Annotated in this window: 6 protein-coding genes and 1 pseudogene; 5 read left to right on the forward strand and 2 right to left on the reverse strand. The window is 49.2% G+C overall.

From position 1 onward, the window contains the following. Positions 1–71: 71 nt before the first annotated feature. Positions 72–914: a C40 family peptidase gene (locus HUF13_RS14870; protein WP_304039250.1), complete on the reverse strand. Its 843-nt coding sequence runs from the start codon at positions 912–914 to the stop codon at positions 72–74. Positions 915–1,021: 107 nt separating this feature from the next. Next, positions 1,022–1,996 carry a biotin synthase BioB gene (bioB, locus tag HUF13_RS14875; protein ID WP_173475855.1) on the reverse strand — a complete coding sequence of 325 codons (975 nt, stop codon included), beginning with the start codon at positions 1,994–1,996 and terminating at the stop codon, positions 1,022–1,024. Between the two features lie 163 nt (positions 1,997–2,159). Here bioB and HUF13_RS14880 point away from each other — a divergent pair, with 163 nt between their 5' ends. From HUF13_RS14880 to HUF13_RS14900, 5 genes and pseudogenes are all read left to right on the forward strand, one after another. After that, positions 2,160–3,041 carry a fibrobacter succinogenes major paralogous domain-containing protein gene (locus tag HUF13_RS14880; protein ID WP_173475856.1) on the forward strand — a complete coding sequence of 294 codons (882 nt, stop codon included), beginning with the start codon at positions 2,160–2,162 and terminating at the stop codon, positions 3,039–3,041. A gap of 95 nt (positions 3,042–3,136) precedes the next feature. Then, positions 3,137–4,282: a fibrobacter succinogenes major paralogous domain-containing protein gene (locus HUF13_RS14885; protein ID WP_304039252.1), complete on the forward strand. Its 1,146-nt coding sequence runs from the start codon at positions 3,137–3,139 to the stop codon at positions 4,280–4,282. A gap of 60 nt (positions 4,283–4,342) precedes the next feature. After that, positions 4,343–4,450, forward strand: a pseudogene (locus tag HUF13_RS17660) (ORF6N domain-containing protein); the annotation flags it as partial. A 56-nt stretch (positions 4,451–4,506) separates the two neighbouring features. Beyond that, positions 4,507–5,364 (forward strand): fibrobacter succinogenes major paralogous domain-containing protein, encoded by an 858-nt coding sequence (locus HUF13_RS14895; protein WP_173388896.1) that lies wholly within the window; start codon positions 4,507–4,509, stop codon positions 5,362–5,364. Positions 5,365–5,488: 124 nt separating this feature from the next. Further along, a partial coding sequence (locus tag HUF13_RS14900; RefSeq protein WP_304039253.1) for a branched-chain amino acid aminotransferase occupies positions 5,489–6,448 on the forward strand: 960 nt, incomplete at its 3' end.

Below are 6,448 nucleotides of genomic sequence, written 5' to 3' on the forward strand. Positions count from 1 at the left end.
AGTCGGAAGTAAAATGAATATGGAATTTAGTGGTGGGTCATCAGTCGTGACACTCGACTTACGCATTTGTCTTATTTAAATCGTCTTGCACCTTTGTATTTAGACGCCCAATAATTATCGTCCATAGATGTGATTACCACACCTTTACTTGTGCTGGCGTGGATGAAACGGTTCCCTTTTAAATAAATTCCAACGTGACTGATTTTCCAGAAGTTTCCGAAAAATACGAGGTCGCCTTCTTGTAATTTGTTGCGCTTGATGGAGTAGCCGCGACCATCGTCATAGATGCGTTGAGCGTTGTGGTCGAGTGATATCCCGTAAAACCCTTTGTAGACTTGCATCACGTAGCCGGAGCAGTCTGTCTTTTTTTTGCTTGCTGCTCCGTAAACGTACTTTGCACCAAGCCATTCTTTGGCGTACTTCTCTAAATTCGTCGGCTTTGTAGCGGTTTTCGTTTGCTTTTTCGCTGTGTTGGTTGTCTTTGGAACGACCGTTTTTTCAGTCTTCTTTTCTGTTGCTTTTGCGGTTGCGTTTACAGCGGTTTTTGTAGTATCGCTGTTTCGAACTTGAGAGCTGTCTTGCTTTTGTTTTTCCCTGACAGCCCCGTTATTGGCGCTGGCGATATTAGTGCTGGAATCGTTGACGATGGATTTGTTGTTGCCGGAATTAGCGGCGTTGCTCACTGTAGAATCTTGTGCGAACGTGTCGGTAGAATCGGCCGCGTTCATCTGCAACTTACCCGTGTTTTTGGAGGCTGCTGCAAGAATTTCTTCTTGAACCAATTCCTCTTGCGCGTTTACCGTGGTGGTGTCTGCTTCTACGATTTCTTTTTTCGGGACTCTGTAGCGCTTGTAAGAACCGCTCTTTCGGTCGTATCCTGGGCGTACAGGAAAAGCGCAGCTTGAAAGAACCAAACTACACGCAAGTAAAATTCCTATAAAGACACGACTTTTTAAATCCATCGTGTCAAATTTACATAAAAACGTGTTGAAAACAGTAATTCTTATTTATTGTGTGATATTTATTCGATAAATCCGTGCGGCTTGAATCCGAGACCTTTTACGAGCTCGAAATCTTTGCAGCTGTTTACGCCGGCGGTGGTGAGCATGTCGTCCGTGATGGCAGCATTTGCGCCACTCTTGAATGCGCGCTTGCCTTCGTCGCCTAAAACGCCGCGACCGCCCGCAAGACGGATGAATGCCTTCGGGTTGATGAATCGGTAAATCGCCACGATGCGGCAGAATTCGTCGTTCGTGAGTTTTGGGAGATTCTCGTAAGGGGTTCCGGGAATCGCGTTCAGCACGTTCACCGGAGTAGACTTGACGCCGAGTTTGCGCAAATCCAAGCACATGTCAATGCGGTCTTCCATCGTTTCGCCAAGACCCATGATGCCGCCGCTGCAAATTTCGAGGCCAGCCGCAAGTGCGTTCTGGAGCGCACCAATCTTATCATCGTAAGTGTGCGTCGTGCAAACATCCGGAAAATGACGGCGATACGTTTCCAAGTTGTTGTGGAAGCGGGTGAGGCCAGCTTCCTTGAGTTTGTCGAACTGTTCCTTGTTCAAGAGACCTGCCGAAAGGCAAATCGAAAGTTTCGTCTCTTTTTTCAGGCGACGGAGTGCTTCGCTAATTTGTTCTACATCGCGGTTCGAAAGCGTACGGCCCGATGTCACGATGGAGTAGCGCGGAATGCCAGCCGCTTCTTTCTTCTTGGCGTCGGCAACAATCTCGTCGGCGCTGAGCAACTTGTATTCGGGGGCGCCGGTGTGGTAGTAGCTGCTCTGGGCGCAGTACTTGCAGTTCTCGGAGCAGCGGCCGCTGCGGGCGTTCACGATGGAACAAAAATCAAAATCATCGCCGTGGAACTTTTCGCGAATTTCGTCGGCGGCTTTAGTGAGTTCGTCGAGGTCTTCACTTAAAAGTTGGATGGCGTCCTCGCGAGTCGTTTCATAACCTTCATTTAAAACTTTGTTTTTCAGTTCTTGAACGAAAGACATTTCTCACTCCATTTTGAGACTTTTTTCGTGCCCAAATATAGAATTATCTCTTTTTAATGAGGGAAAGGGTGCTAATCATTACGATGGACGACGATTCCCTGAATTAGGAAAAGTTCCGAGAGTTTGTTTGTCTATATTTGTTGCGCTTACTTGGAGAATTTTTATGACTTTGAAAAAATTTTTGACGATTGGTTTTGTGGCTGCGGTTCTGGTGGCTTGCGGCGATGACAGCAGCTCTGCGACTGATTCCGACGAGGTTTCATCTTCGTCTGCTTGCGAGGACTGCGACGGTTCGAGCAGCTCGAAGGCGAAGTCGAGTAGTTGTTCTGCGAAATCGTCGTCTAGTAGCAGTGTTCCCGAGTGGTATGTAGATCCTTCGACGGTAGTTAAGGGGACTATGACCGATGAACGTGACGGTCAGACTTACAAGACTGTTAAAATCGGCACGCAGACCTGGATGGCGGAGAACTTGAATTACGCATCATACACTGACGTTCCCTATGAGCATTATCCCCACACTTCCGATTCCATTAGTTGGTGCTATGACAACGATCCTGCCAACTGTGCAAAATATGGTCGCCTTTACACATGGGCTGCCGCGATGGACAGCGTGGGAACATGGACTGCAAACGGAAAGGGTTGCGGTTTCAGAAACGAATGCTCGCCGACATACCCTGTGCGTGGTGTTTGCCCTGAGGGGTGGCACTTGCCTGCAACTGCGGAATTTGAAACATTGTTCACTGCAGTCGGGGAGGTGTTTACGACGGGTAAGATGCTCAAGTCTACAAGCGGTTGGAATTGGAATGAACATGATGATTTAAACGGCAATGGCACGGATGATTATTCCTTTGCGGTGTTGCCTGCTGGCGGCAGGAACTTCGATGGACTTTTTGGCGACGAAGGCTACGATGCGAGCTTCTGGAGTTCTACTGAGGACGATAGCGAGTACGTGTACATCATGTACATGTACCACTACAGCAACGATGTGTACCTAGGTCATGATGGTAAGTACAACGGAATATCAGTCCGTTGCGTGATGGACTAATCAAGGCGAGTGTTTTGCATAAAGTGGTGGCTCTCGGAAATACTCCGGGAGCTTATTTTGTCTATATTTACTGTGCTTAGTTGGAGAGAATTTTTATGACTTTGAAAAAATTTTTGACGATTGGTTTTGTGGCTACGGTTCTGGTGGCTTGCGGCGATGACAGCAGCTCTGCGACTGATTCCGACGAGGTTTCATCTTCGTCTGTTTGCGAGGACTGCGACGGTTCGAGCAGTTCGAAGGCGAAGTCCAGTAGTTCTTTCAGCGTCAATGCGAACAGCGCGAAACAATCTAGCGATTCCAAATCCAGCAGCTCGGCGAAATCGTCTTCGAGCGAAAAGAAAACGGAAAGTTCTTCGTCTATGACGTCCTCGTTGAGTTCCTCGGTAGACTCCAGCAGCAGCGGAACTGGTGAGTCTAGTAGTTCTTCCGGTGGTTTGAGTAGTAGCTCTTCTACGGAATCGTCGTCGAGTGTTGCGTCAAGCAGCAGTTCTGCGGAATCGTCATCGTCGAGTGTTGCATCCTCTAGCAGTGGTGTTCAATCTTCATCTTCCGTTGCGTATGTGGATCCATCGACTGTAGTTAAGGGATCCATGACTGATGAACGTGACGGTCAAACCTACAAGACTGTGAAAATCGGTACGCAGACTTGGATGGCGGAGAATCTGAACTATGCCTACACTGGTGTTCCCTATAAATACACTTATATAGATAGTAGCTACACCTCCGATTCCACTAGTTGGTGCTATGACAATGTCCCCGCTAACTGCACCAAGTACGGTCGCCTTTACACCTGGGCAGCCGCGATGGACAGCGTGGGAACATGGTCTACGAACGGTAAGGGTTGCGGCTATGGTAGGGTGTGCTCGCCGACATATCCGGTGCGAGGTATTTGTCCCGAAGGTTGGCATTTGCCGGATACAACGGAATGGCATACACTATTCACGGCGGTCGGCGGCAAATCGACCGCGGGCAAGATGCTCAAGTCCACAAGCGGCTGGTATGATCATAAGGGGGGGGACGACAACGGGACGGACGCCTACGCTTTCTCGGCGTTGCCTGCTGGCTACAGGTACTACGATGGGTATATCTACCTCGAGGGCTCCGATGCGGACTTCTGGAGTTCTACTGAGGACGATAGCAGCTACGCGTACCGCATGAACTTGTACTACGGCTACGACAATGCGAACCTGAACCGCAAGAACAAGAACCTCGGGTTTTCTGTTCGTTGCCTCAAGGATTAGCAAAGCCTCCGCTCAAAAAAATAGAATGTCATCTTTTGACATTGAAATTATGGAGTCCCAACTAAGGAAATAAACCAGGCTATCAGAAATAATCCCGAGAAATTTCCTGCGGGATACACTTTCCAAACTACAAATGAAGAGAAAAAGGAGGTGGTAAAAAAATTTTGACCACCCTGAAAAAATGATTTTGTCTATATTTACTGTGCTTAGTTGGAGTGAATTTTATGACTTTGAAAAAATTTTTGATGGTTGGTTTTGTGGTTGCGGTGCTGGTGGCTTGCGGCGATGACGGCAGCAGCAATTCCGTAACTGATTCCGATGAGGATTCTTCTTCGTCTGTTTGCGTGGATTGCGACGGTTCGAGCAGTTCGTTGGTCGGAAGAACATCGTGCAATGTGAACATTGATGAAAATTGTATGAAAGACTCCCGCGATGGCCAGACCTACAAGACTGTTAAAATCGGTACCCAGATCTGGATGGCAGAAAACCTCAACTATGCTTATACGGATGTACCCTATAACATTACCATTAATGGACGCTACTACACCTCCGATTCCATTAGTTGGTGTTTTGATGACGATGCGTCCAACTGCGCCAAGTACGGCCGCCTATACACCTGGGCCGCCGTGATGGATAGCGTGGGGGCATGGACTATGAACGGCAAGGGCTGTGGCGATGATAAGACTTGCTCACCGACGTACCCTGTGCGTGGTATTTGTCCCGAGGGCTGGCACCTGCCTACGAAGGTTGAATTTGAAGCCCTTTTCATTGCGGTTGGCGGTACACAAGAAGCTGAGAAAGAATGGCTTTGGAACGATGTGGGCAAGATGCTCAAGTCTACTAGCGGCTGGTATAACAGCCGCAACGGAACGGACGCCTACGCCTTCTCGGCGTTGCCTGCTGGCAGCAGGAGCCATCGAGGTTTGTTCGACGACTTTGGCTACTATGCGAGCTTCTGGAGTTCTACTGAGTTCGATAGCGAATGCGTGTACCTCATGGACTTGTACTACTACGACGACTTTGCGAACCTGCATGCCATCAATAAGGACTACGCGTATTCAGTTCGTTGCGTTAAGGACTAACGAGGCCGGGGCGTTGCGGGCTTATAGCCAATATTTCTTTATTTTTTCACGATAAAACGAGCCAAAAACGCGTTTATAATTGTATTTTTCACGTGGTACCGAATGATACCTTTAAAAATGCACAATTGCAAAAAAGGTTAATACTATGCAAGTTGATTTGAATACTGTCGATTGGAAGACGCTCCCCTTCGGTTATTATGACACCGATTACAATGTTCGCTGCTACTACCGCAATGGTCAGTGGGGCAAGATCGAACTTTCTTCTTCCAAGGACATTAGCATCCACATGGCCGCTACTTGCTTGCATTACGGCCAGGAAGGTTTTGAAGGCCTCAAGGCTTACACGGGCAAGGACGGCAAGGTCCGTATCTTCCGCGTTGACGAAAACGCCAAGCGCATGCAGAACACGGCTAACCGCGTACTCATGGCTGTGCCGCCTATTGAATTGTTCCGCGAAATGGTCCACACTGTGGTGAAGGCCAATGCCCGCTTTGTGCCGCCGTATGGTTACGGTGCAACGCTTTACATCCGTCCGCTCCTCATCGGTATGAGCCCGGAAGTCGGTGTGAAGCCCGCTGACGAATACCTGCTCATGATGTTCGTGACTCCGGTGGGTCCGTACGACGGGTTCAAGCCTGTTGATATGATGATTAGCCGCAACTATGACCGCGCCGCTCCGCAGGGTACGGGTACGGTGAAGGTTGGCGGTAACTACGCTGCTAGCCTCCAGTCTCTTGCAGAAGCCAAGAAGCTCGGCTACTCCAGCACCATCTACCTGGACGCGAAGGAAAAGAAGTACATCGACGAATGCGGTCCGGCAAACTTCTTCGGTATCAAGGGCAAGACCTACGTGACCCCGAAGTCCGAATCCATTCTGCCGTCCATTACGAACAAGAGCTTGCAGCAGCTGGCTGAATACCTGGGCTACACCGTGGAACGTCGCCAGGTTCCGTTCGAAGAACTCGCTGAATTCTCTGAAACTGCTGAATGCGGTACCGCCGCCGTGATTACCCCGATCAAGAAGATTGTGGATCCGGTTGCCGGCAAGGAATTCACCTACGGTGACGGCAAGAATCCGGGCCCG

Source organism: Fibrobacter succinogenes (assembly GCF_902779965.1).
GTDB lineage: Bacteria > Fibrobacterota > Fibrobacteria > Fibrobacterales > Fibrobacteraceae > Fibrobacter > Fibrobacter succinogenes_F.